At 54.4% G+C, this 18,961-nt stretch carries 1 protein-coding gene; it reads right to left on the bottom strand.

Features of this window, described 5'->3' with window-relative positions; all coding sequences use genetic code 11:
- Nucleotides 1–63 precede the first annotated feature (63 nt).
- Entirely contained in the window at nt 64–18,945 is an 18,882-nt protein-coding gene (locus CXK86_RS22135; protein ID WP_101314563.1) for a non-ribosomal peptide synthetase, read from the bottom strand.
- Nucleotides 18,946–18,961 lie beyond the last annotated feature (16 nt).

Here is an 18,961-nt window from a genome sequence, read left to right as displayed (position 1 = left end):
CTGTCATCAGGACCCTTTGTTACATAACTTAAATACCCATTTTCACCCAAGCCGGGTAAAGGATTAGAAAATAATATCAATAGCCTCTAGCTCATCTTGCTCCTGTTCGGATTGCCCGTTCAGGGAAATATCCTTGAGCAGCACCGAAGGCTGTTCGCCAATTTGGGTGATGATCACGAGCAGGTCCTGAGCGAAATTGTCGATCAGATTGCGCGTAAACAACTTGGTAGCATATTCAAACTGCCCGTTCATTCCCTCATCCAGCAACGAAATGACCAAGGTAAGGTCAAATTGAGCAACCGCATGCGTTTCCGGATAAGATTCGATCTGGATATCCCCGAAGCTTTGAACGTTATCTTCCTTCGTTTCCAGCGCAAACATGACATCAAATACAGGATTGCGGCTTTGATCTCGCGGCACCTGCAGCTTTTTCACAAGCTCTTCAAACGGATAATCCTGGTGGTCGTAGGCCCCCAGCATCGTTTCTTTGACTTCGTTCAAGTAAGCAAGGAACGTCTTCTCCCCGGATGGATAATGACGAATCGCCAACGTGTTGACAAACATTCCGATGAGCGGCTCCAGGTCGGCATGTGTGCGGCCTGAAACCGGTGTGCCTACAATGAAGTCTTCTTGTCCCGAGTACTTGCTGAGCAGGATTGAATAGGCCGCCGATAACACCATATATAGGGTAGCACCGTTCTCATCGGCAATGCGCTGCAAGTTGTCAGTCATCTGCTTGTCGATACTGAAAGGCAGCACATCTCCCTCAAAGCTGCGAGCGGCAGGTCTGACAAAGTCCGTAGGTAGCTCAAGCGTTGGCAGTTCACCTTCCAGCATGTCCAGCCAGTAGGCTTCCTGGCGTTTCAGCCGTTCTTTTACAGGTTCGGACTGCTGCCAAGTGGCAAATTCCTTGTATTGAATCCGAAGCGGTTCCAGCGTCTCACCGTTATACAGGCGTAGCAGCTCTTCGATGAAGATACCCATCGACATGCCATCCGTGACGATATGATGAATGTCCAGCATAAGCAGATGACGTTCCGCTTCCCATTCAACTAAGCCCACACGCAGCAGCGGCGGCTGCTCCAAATCAAAGACACGTACAAAGGCATCCGCAATGCTTTTCGTTTCACTTTCCGTCGCCTTTGTATACTCGACGGCAAACTCCAAGTCCGAATAAATCCGTTGTACCGGTTCGCCGTCGACCATTTCGAAGCCGGTTCGCAAAACTTCGTGACGAGCGATTAATCCTTTGAGCGCCGCCTCGAATTGATTCCGCTCCAAGCGCCCGACGAGAACCGTCATGCCGGACATGTTGTAACTAAGCTCGGCCCCTTCCATCTGCTGCTGGATGTAAAGCCGCTTTTGCACAGAGGAAAGCGGATAATACTCCCTTTTATCCAGAACCGGAATGGAAAGAAACTCCTGCTGCTCCAATCGGCTAATCACTTCAGCCATCGCTTCAATAGTCGAGTACCGGAATACATCGCGCAGTGGCAGGTCCACGTGCAGCTCCTTGTGCACCTTGCTGACCAGCGTCGTCGCCCGCAGCGAATGACCGCCGAGGTCGAAGAAGTTGTCCGTCACACCAATCGTAACTGACCCAAGCACGTCCTGCCAGATGGAGACCAGTTTCGTCTCCAGATCGGTGCGCGGCGCCACGTATTCGCGCCCTGCACTTGCTCCCTCTTCCGGCGCCGGCAGCGCTTTCCGGTCGATTTTCCCGTTTGGTGTTAGAGGTAAATGCTCCAGCTCCACAAAGTACGACGGGATCATATAACCTGGCAGCTCGCTGGAGATCGCTCGTTTCAGGTCGGCCGCCGTCAGTTCGATATCCGTTGTGTAGTATACGCACAGTGCCTTTTGCCCGTTCGCATCACTTCGAACCAGCACCACCGCTTCGCGTATACCTACCACCCGCAGCAGCTGCGACTCAATCTCACCCGTTTCGATCCGGTAGCCCCGGATTTTCGCTTGATTGTCGATCCGGCCGATGAAATCCACGTTTCCGTCCTCCATCCACCTCGCCAAATCTCCCGTGCGATATAACCGCTCACCCGCGGTGAAAGGGCTGTCTACAAACTTCTCTTCCGTCAGCTCTGGACGGTTCAAGTACCCACGTGCTACGCCAACGCCGCCGATGACCAGCTCGCCCAGCACACCGACGGGTACGGGATTCAGATGTGCATCCACGATGTAAAACTTCGCATTCAACCACGCTTTGCCAATCGGCACATGGCCTGTTTGCGGCAGTTTCTCCAACTGCTCGTCATAGAAACTGGAGTCAATTGCCGCTTCCGTCACACCGTAGGCGTTAATAATGCGGAACGACGAGCCAAACCGTTCCTGTAAGGTTCGGTAATCTGCCACACTGCAACTGTCCGAGCTTGTGATCAACAGTTCCATCCCGTTCAACTCCAGCCCCTGCTCATGCACGTACTCCATAAACGGTACGATCAGTGCCGGCGTTGATTCAAAGATCGACACTTGCTCCCGCTCTATCCAGTAGTGCAGACGAGACGGATCGATCCGGTCGTCCTTCGTTACAATGACCATGGTACCGCCGTTGTACAACGTCCGCGCGATATCGCCCACAAACACGTCAAACGAGAAGCTGGCGAGCTGCAGCAGCCGCACCGGGAACTGATCCAACCGGTATTCCCGTCGGTAGCCCGCTGCCGTGTTCACTAGGCTGCGATGCTCGATCATCACGCCTTTTGGCTTGCCCGTCGTTCCCGACGTGTAGATGACGTACGCCAGATCCTCCGGACGGGCTTCATGGAAGCTGTCCATACCGACAACATCAACATCATTTGGATGACTCTCGCCACCACCGTTCACAGCCCCCGTTAGCTTGCCGTTGACTCGATCGGGAGCACTGTTGGAGCCTTGGGGCACATTGCTTCGTTCCTCGCTGTATGACGTTTCGTCGTCGAGATACAGCACCGTCGCCAGTGCCAGTTCCTCTTCACCGAGCCAGGCTTCGGCACGCTCTCGCAGCGGCGTTTGTGTCAGCAGCACCTTCGCTCCGCTGTCTTCCAGCATAAACCGCACGCGGTCCGCCGGATAATCCGGGTCAAGCGGCACATACGCCCCTCCCGCTTTCCAGACGGCCATCACGGCCACCAGCAAATCGACCGAACGCTCGGCGAGAATGCCGACGATTGACTCCCGGCCGATGCCGCTTGTGCGCAGCGTGGCCGACAGGCGGTTCGCCCGCTCGTTCAGCTCCACATACGTCAGCCGATCGTTTTCGTAAACGACAGCTTCAGCTTCCGGCGTGTGTTCCACCTGTTCCTCGAACAATCGATGGAACGCTGCCACAGGAACCTCTTCCGGTTGCGCAGGGTTAAACGCGCCGACAATCTGCTCTTTTTCCTCTGCCGTTAACAAGTTCAGCTCGGCAATAGTCGCCGACGGGTTGCAGAGAATGGATTCAAGCAGCTGCAAGTAGTGAACAGCCAATTTCTCCACCGTTTCGGTTTTGTATAGAGCTGTGGCGTATTCAAACAGATATTCCAAGCCGTCCTCAATCTCCGTAACGTCCAAGCTGAGATCGAATTTGGAAACAATTTCTTCGCTGGCATACGTCGACAAATGCAGTCCCGGAAGCTGGATTTCCACATTTTCTGTATTCTGCAAAGCAAACATCGTATCGAACAGTGGATGACGGCGTAGATCACGAGCCACGTTTACCTTATCCACCAGTTCCTCAAACGGATAATTCTGATGTTCAAAAGCACTCAGCGTTGTCTCCTTGATCTCCTTCAAGTAGTCAAGGAACGTTTTACCGGCAGCCGGGTAACTTCGGATGGCCAAAGTATTAACGAACATCCCGATCAGCGGTTGAACGTCGCTATGATTTCTGCCCGCAATCGGCGTACCTACCACCACGTCTTCCTGACCTGAATATTTATGCAGAAGCACGTTATATGCCGCAAGCAAAACCATGTAAAGCGTTGCGCCGTTTTCAGCTGCAAGCCGTTTCAGACCTTCGCTTTTCTCAATATTCATAAACAATTGCAGCGTGCGGCCCTCATAGCTCTGCATAGCAGGGCGCGGATAGTCCGTCGGCATTTCCAGAACTGGCAGTTCTCCGCGGAACATGTCAATCCAGTAGGCTTCCTGCTTGGCAAGCTGAGTTTTCTGCTCGTCCGATTGCTGCCATACTGCATAATCTTTGTACTGAATGCGGAGTGGCTTGAGCGGCTCCCCGCTGTACAAGTGCACAAACTCTTCGATCAGTACGTCCATTGAAACGCCGTCCGATACGATATGATGTGTATCGAACATCAGGATGTGCCGGTCCGGCGCGAGTTCGGCAATGCCCACCCGCAGAAGTGGTGGCTTGGCTAGATCAAACGCACGAACAAATTGGCGCACCGTTTCTTCCGCCTGCTCCCCGCTGATCTGCACATATTCCACCTGGAAGGTGACTTCTTCGTAAATCCGCTGAACCGCTTCGCCCTCAACCATCTCAAAGCCGGTACGCAGCGTTTCATGACGAGCTACAAGCCCGCGGAATGCTTCTTCAAACTGCTGCCGGTTGAGCTGCCCTTCGAGCAGCATAGCTCCTGGTATGTTGTAGCTCAGCTCGCCTCCTTCCAGCTGGTTCAAGATATAGAGACGTTTCTGCGCAGAAGAGAGCGGATAATACTCGCTAGGTTCCGCAGCCGGAATAGCCATAAACGAGCCGATCTCCAAATGCTCCATAGCCACAGCCATTTCCTCAACTGTCGAGTAGCGGAATACGTCGCGAAGCGGGAATTGGGCGCCCAGCTCCTTATGCATTTTGCTGACAAGTGTTGTCGCCCGCAGGGAGTGTCCTCCGAGGTCGAAGAAGTTGTCCGTTACGCCTACCGCCTTCTCCCGAACAAGTACCTCCTGCCAAATGGCGGCCAGTTTTGCCTCCAGTTCGGTGCGCGGTGCCACGTATTCGCGGCCTCCGCCTGCTCCCCCTGCCGGCGCTGGCAGCGCCTTCCGGTCAATTTTCCCATTTGGCGTTAGAGGCAATTGCTCCAGTTCGACGAAATACGACGGAATCATGTATCCCGGTAGCTCGCTGGAGATCGCCCGTTTCAAATCTGCCGCCGTCAAGCCTTTTTCCACTGTATAATAAGCGCACAACGCTTTCTGCCCTTCTTGATCTTCCCTGACAACAACGACCGCTTCCTTCACGCCACCTACACTCAGCAACTTTGCTTCGACTTCGCCCGTCTCGATCCGGTAGCCCCGGATTTTTGCCTGGTTATCGATCCGCCCGATGAAGTCCACGTTGCCGTCCTCCATCCACCGCGCCAAGTCTCCTGTGCGATACAGTCGCTCACCAGCGGTGAAAGGACTGTCTACAAACTTCTCATCCGTCAGCTCTGGACGGTTCAAGTACCCGCGCGCCACACTGACTCCGCCGATAACCAATTCGCCCAGCACGCCGACTGGCACCGGGTTCAGATGTGCATCCACGATGTAAAACTTCGCATTCAACCACGCTTTGCCAATCGGCACATGGCCTGTCTGCGGCAGTTTCGCCAACTGCTCGTCATAGAAACTGGAGTCAATTGCCGCTTCCGTCACGCCGTAGGCGTTGATGATGCGGAACAACGAGCCAAACCGTTCCTGTAAGGTCCGGTAATCTGCCACACTGCAGCTGTCCGAGCTTGTAATCAACAGCTCCATACTGCTTAACTCTAGCCCCTGCTCATGTACGTATTCCATGAACGGCACGATCAGTGCTGGTGTTGATTCAAAGATCGTAACTTGCTCCCGCTCTAACCAGTAGTGCAGACGAGACGGATCAACCCGATCGTCCTTCGGTACAATGACCATCGTGCCGCCGTTGTACAACGTCCGCGCGATATCGCCCACGAATACGTCAAACGAGAAGCTGGCGAGCTGCAACAGCCTTACCGGGAACTGATCCAACCGGTATTCCCGCCGGTAACCCGCCGCCGTGTTCACTAGACTGCGGTGCTCAATCATCACGCCTTTTGGCTTGCCCGTCGTTCCCGACGTGTAGATGACATACGCCAAGTCCTCAGGACGGGCTTCATGGAAGCTGTCCATGCCCACAACATCAACATCATTTGGATGGCTCTCATTACGGTCGTTCACAGCACCCGTCAGCTCGCTGGAGATCAGACCTGAAACCATGCTGGAGCCTTGGCCGAAGTCCATTGGTGCATTCGCTCGATCTTCGCTGTATGACGTTTCGTCATCGAGATACAGCACCTTCTCCAGTGCTAGTTCCTCTTCGCCGAGCCAGGATTCGGCACGCTCTCGCAGCAGCGTTTGTGTCAGCAGTACCTTCGCTCCGCTGTCTTCCAGCATGAACCGCACGCGGTCCGCCGGATAATCCGGGTCAAGCGGTACATACGCCCCTCCCGCTTTCCAGACGGCCATCACGGCCACCAGCAAATCGACCGAACGCTCAGCGAGAATGCCAACGATGGTCTCTCGGCCGATGCCGCTTGCACGCAACGTTGCCGACAGGCGGTTCGCCCGCTCGTTCAACTCCGCATACGTCAGCCGATCGTTCTCGTACACGACGGCTTCCTCTTCCGGTGTGCGCTCCGCCTGTTGCTCGAACAGTCGATGGAACGCTGCAACAGGAGCCATTTCCGGCTGCACCGGATTAAACGCGCCGACAATTTCTTCTTTTTCCGCCGCCGTCAAAAGCTCTAACTCATGTACACGAACATTCGGATTAGCCGCAACCTGCTCCAATGCACGGGCAAAATGACCGTGGATCTGCCTGATGTCATGTTCTCTGAACGTCAGTGCGTTGTACGTAAACCGAAGCAAAATACGCTCTTCCGGAATGACCGTAATGTCCAGATCGTAGTTCGTTTGTTCCGGCGATTGGATATTAGCGATTTTCAGCGCTTCTTGGCCTCCGCCGACAACCTGCTCAATCTGTTCTTCCATCGGATAATTTTCAAAGACCATAATATGGTTGATCAAGTCGCGCTTTTGCTCGCTCAGCGACTGAATTTCGAACAGCGGGAACGTTTCGTAAGCTCCCGATGTCAGCGCTTGATCCTGGGTTTTTCTCAAAATATCGGCTACCGTCTCCTCGGCTTTACCTTGAATACGGACGGGGATCGTATTAATAAACAGACCGATCATGCTTTCGATACCCGGAATCTCCGCTGGACGCCCGGATACGACGGAGCCAAATACAACATCATCGCTGTTGTTGTATACCTGCAGAACCAGTCCCCATACGGTCTGCATGAATGTATTAAGCGTCACCTGATGCTGGCGCGCCACCCGCTCGATTTGCCCAGTCAGTTCCTTGCTGAGTTCCACATCGATCTCAGCCATTTCAAAAGTATGCTGTTTCACCTGCGTTCTCTCCTGCGGCAGCTTGGTCTGCTGATCGTAACCCGCCAAATACTCCGACCAGTAACCCGAAGCTTTTGCGGCATCTTGAGCTTCCAGCCATTCGATATACCGAGAGTACGAGGTAACCGGAGGAAGCTCCAGCGTCCGTTGCTCCTGGAACGCGAAGTAGGTGTCGAACACTTCCTTGATCATTAAAGACATGCACCAGCCGTCCAACAAAATGTGATGGTGACTCCAGATCACTTGGTAGGACTCGTCGCCCGTACGCAAAACTGTAACGCGCATCAGCGAGCCTTGGGCCAAATCGAACTTGTTCGCTTTATCCGCGCTGACAAAATCGGCTATCGTCTTCTCCGGGTGTTCATCTCTTGCCGAGCGAATATCTTCAAAGTACACTTCACACTTCCGCTCGCGGAATACCACTTGAATCGGCTCGTCTCTCCAGCCGGTAATAAAATTGGTCCGCAGCGCCTCATTTCGCTGTACCAGCGTATCCAATCCGCGGGTGAAGGCTTCCACATTCAGGCTTCCATACAGATCGAAGGTCACCTGTTCGAAGTAGGCTTCCGAATCGGCATCCAGCAAGCTGTGGAACAACATCCCTTTTTGCAGCGGAGTCAGGGTGTATACATTCTCCAGTTCGCCGAGTGCCGTCGTATGTTCGGACAGCCGCTCCAGTTCCTCCACCGTCACATCTTGAAGCAGTACGTCACTAGGCGTAAGCTCCGGCCGCTCTTTCGATACGCAATGGCTGATGACTTCATGCAAACTCGATTGAAGCAGGGTGCCCAGGCGCTCAACCGTCTCCCGTTGATACTGGGTTTCCCCATAACGGATCGCAAGTTCCAACACGCCTTCCGATACCATACCGTTGATATCGAGGACATAATTCATCACAGCATTCGGGCTTGAATCGGAGCCCGGACTGAACGGAGACGGCTGCGAGCCGCTGCTTTCGTAATCCTGGTCGAACTGACCCAGATAGTTGAAACTGATCTCCGGCTCTAAAGCAAAGCGCTCGCCGTCATGCGGCGCCGACAAATAACGCAGGATGCCGTAGCCGATTCCTTTGTTCGGAATGCGGCGCAAGTTTTCTTTCACCTGTTTCACCTGATGACCGAGCGCCTGGACGTGACCCGGCTCCAGAACGACAGGGAATTGGCTTGTAAACCAGCCTACCGTCCGCGTAATGTCCACATCCGGCAAAAGTTCTTCCCGACCGTGGCCTTCGAGATTCACCAGCACGCGTTCCCGACCGCTCCAAGCTTGTACCGCGAGGCCAAGCGCGGCAAGCAACAAATCGTTCATTTCCGTATGGTAAGCACGGTGTGCCTGCTTCAGCAGCTGTTCGGTTTCCTCAGCCGTCCAGCGGACGGTCACGAGCCTGCTGTCCTTCAGCTTGGATGTGCCTTGTTCAAAATCTTTCGGAAGCGGCTCATAGGTCAATTGCTCGATATGCTGCCAATACGCTCTCTCGCTTTCCATCGCCGGACCGTTCGCATAATCAGCGAGCTGTTTCGCCCACGTTTGGAATGAGTCCGTTTTGAGCGGCAGACGGATCAGCTTCCCTTGCAGCGCCTGCTCATAGCCGGCAGCAAAATCCTCAAGCAGAATCCGCCAGGATACGCCGTCTACGACCAAGTGGTGGATCGCGATCAGCAGATGATCTCCATCCGCACAACGGAACAAGCCGAGCTTCAGCAAAGGCCCTGCCTGCAGGTCAATGCTACGCTGAAGCTCGTTCGCCTTGGCTTCGATCGCCTGCGCGCAGCCCGTCATTCCTCGGAAATCGATCACTTCCAGGCTGTAGAGTTCGCCAGCGCTTTCCGCGATGCCCCGGTTCCATGCCGCATACCCGCTCTCTGTCCGGCGGAAGACGAGGCGCAGCGCATCGTGATGCTCGGCCAGCTTCCGCATGGCCTGACGAAGCGCCGCTTCGTCATAGCCTTCCTCCCGGTACAGCATCACCGCCTGGTTAAAGTGGTGCAGCTCGGCGAAAGACTGCTCGAAGAACCAGCGCTGAATCGGCGTCAGCCCCGTCTCTCCAGTAGCTGCCACCTGATCGGCGCGTCTTAAGACCGACTGGAGATACGGGCTTAATTCCGCTACGGTCGGATATTTGAACAAATGCTTAATTTCCAGCTTGTACCCGGCCTGATGTAGCCTGGACGACACCTGGATCGATTTAATTGAATCCCCGCCGAGCTCGAAGAAATTGTCCATCACGCCGATCGGACGACCCGTTCCCAGCACCTTTTGCCACACCGCAACCAACGTCTGCTCCGCCGCCGTCCGGGGCGCCACGTATTCCGTTCCAACGAGCATACTGCTCTCCGGTGCGGGCAGCGCCTTACGGTCGAGCTTCCCGCTGTGTGTGAGGGGCATCCGCTCCAGCTGCACGAAGTAGGACGGAATCATGTACGCAGGCAGATCCTCCGCCAGCGCGCTTCGCAGCTCGCTCGCCGCAAGCGGCTTGTCTGCCACGAAGTACGCGCAGAGCTGCTTCTGACCGGCTTCGTCCTCTCTGGCGATGACAACCCCCTCTTGGACGGACGCCGCTTTCAGGACCTGCGCCTCCACCTCGCCGAGTTCGATCCGGTACCCGCGGATTTTCACCTGATGGTCGATCCGGCCCATATACTCGATGTTGCCGTCCGGCAGCCATCTGGCCAGATCGCCCGTCCGGTACATCCGCCCGCCCGGCGCAAACGGACACTCCACGAATTTCTCCGCGGTCAGCTCGGGACGGTTCAAGTAGCCTCTAGCCAGACCTTCGCCCGCGATGCACAGCTCGCCCGGCACGCCGACCGGCTGCAGCGCTGTCGTCCCTTCCTTGACAATATACAGCCGGATGTTCGAGATCGGCTTGCCGATCGGCACCGATACATACGCCTCTTCTGGTCCGCAATCGTAGTACGAGACATCAACCGTCGCTTCCGTAGGCCCATAAAGGTTGATCAGCTGCGCTTGATTCACGGATGACGAAATCCACTGCCAGAACCGGCTCACATGCGACGTCGCCAGCGCTTCCCCGCTTGCAAACACCCGTTTCAGCGAAGACAGCTTGTTACCCAGTTCTTCGCTCGGCTGACGCTCGACATATTCGAGGAAGGCGTGCAGCATCGACGGCACAAAGTGCATCGTGGTGACGGCTTGCCGTTCGATCGTGTCCAGAATCGTCTCGGGATTCTTCTCTCCGCCCGGCGGCAGCAAGCAAACTTTGGCCCCCGTCCAAGCCCACCAAAACAGCTCCCACACGGAAACGTCGAAGGTGATCGCCGTCTTTTGCAGAATCGTATCCCTGGAGTCAATCGGATAAGCATTCTGCATCCACAGCAGCCGGTTGATCACCGGACGGTGCTCCACCATGACGCCTTTGGGCTTGCCTGTCGAGCCCGATGTGTAAATGACGTAGGCCAGATGCTCCGGTCCACTCGCCGGCTCCAGGTTCGAGCCGTCTTCGTCATACGCGGATGGATCGTTCAGATCGACGAGCGATAGACCGCCAAGTGGCTCGGTCCCAGCAAATGACGCGCTTTCCCGCAAACGGCTCTGAATCAGCAGCAGCCTAGCGCCCGAATCTTCGAGCATGTAGCGGATGCGCTCCTGCGGGAATTGCGGGTCGATCGGCACGTAGGCGCCCCCGGCCTTCAAGATCGCATAGATGCCCACGATCATCTCCAGCGAGCGCTCGGCCATGATCGCGATCGGCTGATCGGCCTGCGCGCCAGAGGCACGCAAGGATCGCGCCAGCCGGTTCGCCCGCTCGTTCAACTCCCGGTAAGTCAGGCGGCTGTCCTCATAGACAACGGCCACCTGCTCCGGCGTTCGCTCTGCTTGCTCCTCGAACAGCTCGTGGATCGTTCTCTCTCTCCACGACTCATCCGCTTCCAAGCCTGGACCCTCTGAGGCGGATTGCTTCGCCAGAGCCGAAGACGACACGGCAAACCCGACCAGTAAATCATGCTTTTCGCTGTCCTTCAAGATGTTCAAATCCGAGATCCTCGCACCCGGCTGAGCTAGGATCGATGCCAAAAGCTGCTCGTAATGACCCGCCAGCCGTACCATCGTTTCCTGTCTAAACAACGAGGTAGCGTACTCGATCTTGCAAACCAGCTCGTTACCCTCTTCCACGATATCCAGGCTAAGATCAAACTTTGCTCTCTTTTCCTCGATGTCAAACAGCGACCATTGCAAGCCTTCCAGGGCTAAATCCAGGCTTTCGTGCTTTTGCAAAGAAAACATGGTGTCAAACAGCGGATTCCGGCTTAAATTCCGGCTCACCTGAAGAGCTTCTACCAGCTCCTCGAACGGATAGTCCTGGTGCTCGTAGGCTCCAAGCGTCGTTTCCTTCACATCCTGCAAGTAATCCAGGAACGTCTGCTCTGCCGTCGGACCCAAGCGAAGGGCCAGCGTATTTACAAACATGCCGATAATCGGTTGCAGGTCGGCGTGAGAACGAGCGGCAATCGGAGTGCCGACTACGATATCTTCCTGTCCCGCGTATTTATGAAGCAATACGGAGTATGCAGCCAGCAGAAGCATGTACAGCGTCGCCCCCGAATCTCCGGCAAGCCGTTTTAGAGCTTCGCTTTTCTCCGCATCCAGCGCAAACGTGAGCGTTTGACCGTCAAACTGCCGGACGGCTGGGCGGGAAAAGTCAAGAGGCAGCTCAAGAACCGGAAGCTCGGAGCTGAATACCCCGCGCCAGTATTCCTCCTGCCGTTTGATACGCTGACATTGCTCGTCGGATTGCTGCCAAACGGCGTAATCCTTGTATTGAATCCGCAGCTCCGGCAATTCTTCCCCATTGTAAAGCCCCACAAATTCGCGTAGCAGCACGTCCATGGAAAGACCGTCGGAACCAATATGATGCATATCCAGCGCAAGCAGGAATTTCTCTTTCTCAAGTATGATCAGCAGGGCGCGCAGCAAAGGCGGCTGGGTCAAGTCAAAAGGCTGAATGAAACCTTCCAGAATGGCCGCGACCTGATCTTTGCTTGCTTGAAGCTTCTCGACCTTGAAATCTACGAGCGGATGAATACGCTGAACCGGCTCTCCATTCACGATTTCAAAACCGGTGCGCAGCATATCGTGCCGGGCCACCAAAGTAGTCAGCGCCTTTTCCACTTTGGCCTCGTTCAAATTCCCTTTCAATTGCAAGGCGCTCGGGATGTTGTAATTCAGCTCCGAGCTATCTAGCTGGTGCAGGACATACAGCCTTTTTTGCGCAGAGGAAACTGGATAGTACGCTTTCTCTTCCGCTTTTGGAATCGAGCTGTGCTGCGATTCTTTCAAGCTGGTAATAGCCTCTGCCATAGATTCTACCGTCATATAGCGGAACACATCGCGCAGCGGAAGTTCAACGTTCATTTCCTTCCGAATCTTGCTGACAAGGTTTGTCGCCCGCAAGGAATGCCCTCCGAGCTCAAAGAAATTGTCCAGGACTCCAATGCCGGAGTTGCCCAGCACTTCCTCCCAGATCTTAACAAGCTGGGACTCCGTAAGGTTACGAGGGGCTACGTATTCGACGCCCGTTTGCAGGCTACCTTGCGGCTCCGGCAGCGCTTGGCGGTCCACTTTGCCGTTAGACGTCAGCGGCATGCGCTCCAGCTGCACGAAATACGACGGGATCATGTATACCGGCATTCCCTGTGCCAGCGAGGTTCTCATTTCGCTGACTGTCAGCGTCCGGTCTGCAACAAAGTAGGCAACAAGTGCCTTCTCTCCCTCGTTGTCCTGACGGGCGAGCACCACCGCTTCTTCCACGCCCTCCACGTTCAGAAGTTGCGTCTCGATTTCGTCCAGCTCGATCCGGTACCCGCGGATTTTGACCTGATGGTCGATCCGGCCGAGGTATTCAATGTTGCCGTCCGGCAGCCAGGCCGCCAAGTCACCCGAACGGTACAGTTTTTCCCCCTCCGCAAACGGGGAATCAACGAACTTTTCCGCCGTCAAATCCGGGCGATTCAGGTATCCTCTCGCCAGGCCTTCTCCGGCTACGTACATTTCGCCTGCTACGCCGATCGGAACAGGACGACGGTTTTCATCCAGAACATACACGCTCAGCGTTGGGATCGGCTTGCCGATATTACTCTTTGCCGCCTCCATCTCGATCCATGTAATTTCCTTATACGTCACGTGAACCGTCGTCTCGGTAATACCGTACATATTGATCAGCTTTGTCTCCGGGTACTTCGTCTTGAAACCCTTGAGCAACAGCGGGCTGAGTGCTTCGCCGCCGAAGATGACGTTGCGAATCCGCAGATTGTACGGATGGTCCGCTAAAACCTCACGCAACAGTTGGTAGAAATATGTTGGCGTCTGGTTCAAAATCGTGACCCGTTCGCGGCTCAGCAGTGCCAGGAACTCGGCTGGATTTTTCGCCGTAAGCGGCGGTACGATAACCAGCTTTCCTCCATTCAGAAGTGCTCCGTACATCTCCCAGACGGAGAAATCGAAGCAGAACGAGTGGAATAACGTCCACGTGTCGGACGGCCCAAAGTCGAACAGGTTCTTGTCGTTGAACAAAAGGCGCACGACGTTTTTATGCTCAATCAACGTGCCTTTGGGTTTGCCGGTCGTTCCCGATGTGTAGATGACATAAGCCAAGTTACCCGGGCCAGAAATTGGTTCCAGATTCGAAGCGTCCAGTGCATCAGCGGAGTCCGCCCCTTTGTCGCCCCAAACGAAATCGTCCAATTCAAGGCGCGTTCCTGCGAAATCGGTCTTCTCATGCAAATGCTTTTGAATCAGCAATAACGGTGCGCCCGAATCCTCAATCATGAAGCGGATGCGTTCCTCCGGGTAGTCGGGATCGACAGGCACGTAGGCTCCGCCCGCTTTAAGAATCGCCAGAATGCCGACGACCATATCAAGTGAACGTTCGGCCAGAATCGCTACCAACTGATCCGCTTCGACTCCTGTCTCCCGCAGCTTACGCGCAAGGCGGTTGGATCGCTCGTTCAGTTCGTGGTAGCTCAACTGCCGCTCATTCATGACGGCGGCCACGTTATCCGGGTAAAGCTTCGCCTGCTCTTCGAACAAGCCATGAATCGTCTGCTGACGCGGGTAGTCTGCCTCCGAATCATTAAAACCGCGCACCAGTTCACGGATTTCCTGCTCGGTTAGCATTTCCAGCGAAGCAATATCCCCTTCCGGCGCTGTTGCGATAGTTTCGAGTAGCTTGTCATAATGTCTGGCGAACCGCTCCGCGGTCTCCTGTTTATACAAAGCCGTAGCGTACTCCAACCGGCATTCGAGCTGACCATCCAGCTCCGAAATATCCAGAAGCAGCTCGAACTTGGACGTTCGGTTTTCCAACGGATAAAACGATTGCTCTAGCCCCTCGATGACAATTTGCTCATTCTCCGTATTTTGCAGAGAGAAGAACGTATCAAAGAGCGGATTCCGGCCGGTCGCGCGCGGAATATGAAGACTTTCCACCAAATCTTCGAACAAATAATTTTGGTGTTCAAAAGCCCCGAGTGTGATTTCCTTCATTTCTTCCAGGTACTTAAGGTACGGCTTGGAACGCTCCGGATGGCTGCGAATGGCAAGCGTGTTGATAAACATACCTACGATTGGCTGCACTTCTTCCTGCGTTCTTCCGGCAATCGGCGTTCCCACGATCAGATCTTCCTGACCCGAATATTTATGCATAAGGATCGAGTAAGCAGACAACAGCACCATGTACAGGGTCGTGCCCGTCCGTGCGGCCAGTTCTTTCAGCTTTTCCGTCCGTTCTTTCCCAATATCAAACTTCACGGTCCGGCCGTCAAAACTTTGCACCGCAGGCCGCGGGAAGTCCGTCGGCAGTTCCAATACAGGCAGCTCGCCCGACAGCTGTTCCAGCCAGTACTCCTTCTGCGGCTGGATCAACTGCCCGTAGGCTTCGGAATGCTGCCAAACGGCATAATCTTTGTATTGAATACGCAACGGAGCCAGCTCCTCACCACGATACAGGCGGCTGAACTCGTCGAAAAGCAATGCTGTCGAGATGCCATCCGAGACGATGTGATGCATATCGAACAACAGGATGTGGCGATCCTCGGCGACTTCGATCAGGCCGATGCGAAGAAGTGGCGGCTTAGTCAGATCAAACGGGTGATAGTATGCTTCCACCACATGGTCCACTTCTAGCTCGCTCGCCTGGAAATAATCTACAGCAAACTCCACCTCGTCATAGATGCGCTGCACAAGCTCGCCTTGAACCTGCTCGATCCCGGTACGCAGCGTCTCATGGCGCTGAATCAACGCCCGGAATGCGTACTCTACGCGCGTGCGGTCCAGCTTGCCTTCGAGAAGAAGCGCCGCCGACATATTGTAGCTACGCTCGGCCGCGTCAAGCTGGCGCAGGACGTACAGACGCTTTTGCTCGGATGAAACCGGATAGTACTCGGTCTCTGCCGCCTTTGTAATCTCATAGGTTTCCTGCTGCTTTAAACCGCTAATTCTTTGGGCAAGCTGTTCGATCGTGGTGTAGCGGAAAACGTCCCGCAGCGGAACCTCGACTTGTAGCTCTTTTCGAATCTTGGAAACAAGCGCGGAGGCCCGCAAGGAATGACCACCCAGGTCAAAGAAATCGTCTTGGACTCCAACTCTCGCAATACCCAGCACCTGCTGCCAAATAAGAGCAAGTCTTGTTTCCAGCGTTGTGCGAGGAGCCACATACTCACGGCCGGCTTCTATCTCTCCGGTCGGCTCAGGTAGCGCTTTACGGTCAATCTTGCCGTTCGGTGTGAGCGGAAGCTGATCAAGAGACACCAACCGGGCCGGAACCATATGCGCAGGCAGCTCTTGTTTCAATTGGGACAACAGATCGCTCAGTTGCAAGGAAACATCCCCCGCCACGTAACCGCACAAATACTTTTGCCCCTGCTCATCCGTACGGTCAGTCACCACAGCCTGCTTGACCCCCGGGAAGCTGAGCAGGGCCGTTTCAATTTCGCCGAGTTCGATCCGGAACCCGCGAATTTTCACCTGATAGTCGATCCGGCCGATGAAGTCAACGTTGCCGTCTTCCAGCCAGCGGGCCAAATCTCCTGTCCGATACAGACGTTCTCCAGGCACAAACGGGCTGTCTGCAAACTTCTCGCTGGTTAGGTCCGGACGGTTCCAATACCCGCGCGCCACCCCGGCGCCGCCGATGACAAGCTCCCCCGGAATCCCTACAGGAACCGGCTTTAACCCGGCATCTACAATGTAAAACCGGGCGTTCAGCCAGGCTTTGCCGATCGGCACATGACCCAACGATGGCAGCTTGTCCAGCGGCTCATCGTAAAAGCTGCTGTCAATGGCCGCTTCGGTAACGCCGTAGCTGTTGATGATGCGGAATTGTCCGCCGAATCTTTCCTGCAGCAATCGGTAATCGGTGACACTGCAAGCATCCGAGCTGGTAATCAGCAAATGCATGGAGCTGACGTCCAGCCCTTCTTCATAAATATGCTGCATGAACGGTAGGATGAGCGCAGGTGTCGATTCAAATACCGTAATGTTTTGGTCCCGAATCCAGCCGTATAAGCGGTTCGGATCAAGCCGGTCATCCTTTGGCACAATTACCATCGTTCCTCCGTTATACAGCGTCCGCGCGATGTCTCCAACGAACACGTCAAACGAGAAGCTCGCCAGTTGCAACAACCGCACCGGGAACTGATCCAACCGGTACTCACGGCGGTACGCATCCGCCGTATTCACGAGACTACCATGCTCGATCATGACGCCTTTTGGCCGTCCCGTCGTACCGGAGGTGTAAATCACATAAGCCAAGTCATGTGGGGCACTGTCAGCGGATTCAAATTCCACGGCTGAGGTATCCTCGTTATACATCTGTTCATCGTCCATCGCATAGACAGCTTGAAGCTTCAGCCGGTCATCGGCCAGCCAACCTCCGGCCCCCTCCAACAGATGACGCTGCGTAAGCAGCACCGATGCTTCGCTATCGCTGAGCATGTACTCAATCCGCTCCGCTGGATAATCGGGGTCCAGCGGTACATAAGCTCCGCCGGCTTTCCATACGGCGAGCACACCGACCAGAAGTTCCACCGAACGCTCTGCCCAGATCCCCGTAATCGTCTCCCTTCCCACGCCCTGTTCACGAAGGAGCGCAGCCAGCCGCTCAGCGCGTTTGTTCAATTCGCCGTAAGTCAGCTTTTTGTCCATGTAAACAACTGCCGGGTGATCCGGAATGTCTCGGGCAAACTTTTCGACATACCGATGAAACGCTATTCCCTCGCTCAGTGCTGCCACCGGCGGGTTAAACACCTCCAGAATACGGTGTCTCTCCTCATCGCTCAACAGAGAAATCTCGCGCACCCGCAGTTCGGGAGTCTCAAGAAACTGGTCCAAAACGGTTACATACTGTTCCATAATGCGATCAATCTCGGTCGTCTCGAACAGGCCGGTACGATAGGAAGCATGGAGAATGACATGGCCTTCATTCAGCATATGGTCGAAGCGCAGCAGTAGATCGTCCATCTCGTGTCTAGCAAAGTGAGCCTCCAGACGTACCTTGATTTCTTCGTACTCCACGATTTTCAAAGGTAGATATTCCAGAGACGTGCGGAACAACTCCGAAAGATCGTTGCGGCCGTGTTGTTCGCGTAAATCCTGAATCAATTGGTTATAAGGATATTTCTGATGCCGCAGATCCGCCGTATTTTCCTTGGAAACCGTTTGGATCAAGGAAAGCACGGACTCAACTGGATTCAGGCTAATCCGCGTAGCCACGGTGCTGACGAACATACCGATCGTTTCTTTTTCCTTCTTGCTGGTGCGATTGGCAAACACCGTGCCGACTGGAACATCGGTGCTGTCGGTCAGCTTATACAATAAGACGTACATGGCGGACAAAAATAACGTATATAAACTAACCTGATATTGTTCGCTAAAAGCCAGAATGCGGTCATAGCGGGAACCATCCAAAGTGATGGAACGTTTATTCGATTCGCTGCCAATCGAGAATGGCGGAACCGATTTAATGCCGCTCGTTTCAGGCAAAGTGTTGTACTTGGTCAGCCAATATTCCTTGCCTTTTTGATAACGCTGCGATTGCTCATATTCATGCTCAGTTGAAATATAATCCAGATAGGATGGGGCCTGGTAACTCCTGAAGATGCCATTGCGAAGTTCCAGGTATTTTTCCATCACCGCATGCAGCAAAGCAGTGACGGACAAGCCATCGGCGATGATATGATTTATAGTCAAATTAAGCCATACTTGGCCGTTCGCAAAATGGATCATCGTAAATTGGTAGAGGTGTTCGTCGAACACACTGGCCGGTTTTTCGGTTACTTCTTTCACCCAAGCATAGAATTGTTCGGTCGTGCCTATTTCGAGGTGGCTTATCCTGGTTTGGACATTCTCCAGCTCTTCGAACCACTGCGTTGGATTTTGCATATCCCCGCTAATGCGGATTCGGAAAGCGTCATAGGTTTTGACAATCTCTGCAGCCGCTTGCTCAAGCAGCTTGGTGTCGATCTCGCCCGTAATCTGGTAGGTCGCGGAAAGCATCGTGATGGATGTGCCCGGATTCATAATTTCCATGAACCATATCCGGCGCTGGGCTTGCGTTAATCCATATTGCTTGTTCGTATTCTCTCTCACATCGACACACTCCCGT

It is taken from the genome of Paenibacillus sp. BGI2013 (assembly GCF_002843485.1).
GTDB lineage: Bacteria > Bacillota > Bacilli > Paenibacillales > Paenibacillaceae > Paenibacillus > Paenibacillus amylolyticus.
Note: the sequence above shows the minus strand (reverse complement) of the source record. Positions and strands in the feature narration are given on the sequence as shown.